This window comes from Pseudomonas quasicaspiana, assembly GCF_021147825.1.
GTDB classification, from domain to species: domain Bacteria; phylum Pseudomonadota; class Gammaproteobacteria; order Pseudomonadales; family Pseudomonadaceae; genus Aquipseudomonas; species Aquipseudomonas quasicaspiana.
Window position 1 is genome coordinate 1 of the sequence record NZ_JAGTPI010000125.1, and the last position, 1,471, is coordinate 1,471.

The window sequence follows — 1,471 nt, forward strand, 5'->3', positions numbered from 1 at the left end:
CCGTAATTGGATGGACTCGCCCAAGCCGAGGCGTCAGTAGCGCCACGGTGGCATTCTTAAGAAGCCAACGACAGCGAGGGCGAGTCCATGAAAAAGCATACGATCAAAAGTAACGCTTTGTCTTCAGCCGATGTGTCGGCTTGTTCAACAGTGGCTGTAGATCTTGCCAAGAACGTATTCCAGATAGCCGGAGAAGACGCCCTTGGTCAGGTCATTTACGAAGAGCGAATCAAGTCACGCGAAGCCTTTGTAGCCTTTTTACAAAAACTGCCGTCAAGCGTGACGGTGCTGATGGAAACCGGCCCTGGCGCACAGGCTTGGGCGCAGTTGCTGCAAGCTCAGGGCAATCAGGCGCGAATTTTACCGGCGCAACATGTCGCCAATCATCGCAGCGGCGCCAAGAATGACCGCAACGATGTCCTGGCGATATTGCGCTCGGGACGAGATGTAAACATTGCTTCAGTGCCCGTCAAAAGTAACGCGCAATTGGCCATGCAGGCCCTGCATCGTGTTCGGCAAGGGTATGTAAAGCGGCGCACCGCAATGGGTAATCAGATACGTGGGTTGCTGCTGGAACAAGGCATTGCCATGGCGCAAGGGGCGGTGGCCCTAAGCCGAAATGTCCCACGCATACTGGAAGACGCAACCCAGCCATTGCCAGATATGTTGCGCGAGTTGGTCGACGAACTGCTGGGCGAATGGAGTCAGCTGGGTGAACGTATCGACGTGCTGACGGGGCGTCTGGAAGCTGCCGCGCGCGAAGACAAGACAGCAAAGCGCCTGATGACAGTACGTGGCATCGGTCCTGTCATCGCTACAGCGCTACTGGCCAAGCAAACTGAACCTGGGCGCTTCGCCAATGCACGAATGTTCGCAGCCTACTTCGGTACGGTTCCTGAGCAAAACAGCAGCGGACAAAAAGTTCGGCTGGGCAAAATTTGCAAACGCGGTGATGGCTACATTCGCAGCCTTTCAATTCAGGGAGCGCACGCTGTGTTAAGGCAGGTGCGGCCTGACTCTGAACATCCGGATGATCGCCGTTTGAGACGCTGGTTAAGCCAGCATGGTCAAAAGGGAGCCGCCGTCAGATTGGCCAACCGAAACCTGCGAATCGTCTGGGTGCTGCTGCAAAACGATCAGACCTATAGTCGCCAGCCAGCGGGTTGCCAGGAGGCGACGATGAATCATTGAAAAAACAGAGTTCTGCCACCGGAGGGCTGGGTCACCTCAACCGCTGCTTAAGAACATTGACCCTTGGTCAGACCGTCGTGGATAGATGCCTACGGTCCTACTGGCCCTTTTGAGGCCTTATCGTAATTGGCATACCGCGAGCTCACCCAATGTTGGCCAGAAGCTGATGATGCTTCCTCGAATAGGCCTTATACATAGATGCAACCGGGTAGCAGTGTTCAAAAGCAGGTTGAATGTAGGGGCGAGTCCATACATAGGACCGGCTTTAGCCGGGAGGGCG

Annotated in this window: 1 protein-coding gene; it reads left to right on the top strand. The window is 55.3% G+C overall.

The genetic code is table 11. The annotated features are described in order from the left end of the window. Positions 1-132 precede the first annotated feature (132 nt). Complete coding sequence (locus tag KDX30_RS29385; RefSeq protein ID WP_231678247.1) at positions 133-1,191, top strand: IS110 family RNA-guided transposase; 1,059 nt, start codon at positions 133-135, stop codon at positions 1,189-1,191. The last annotated feature ends 280 nt before the right edge of the window (positions 1,192-1,471 follow it).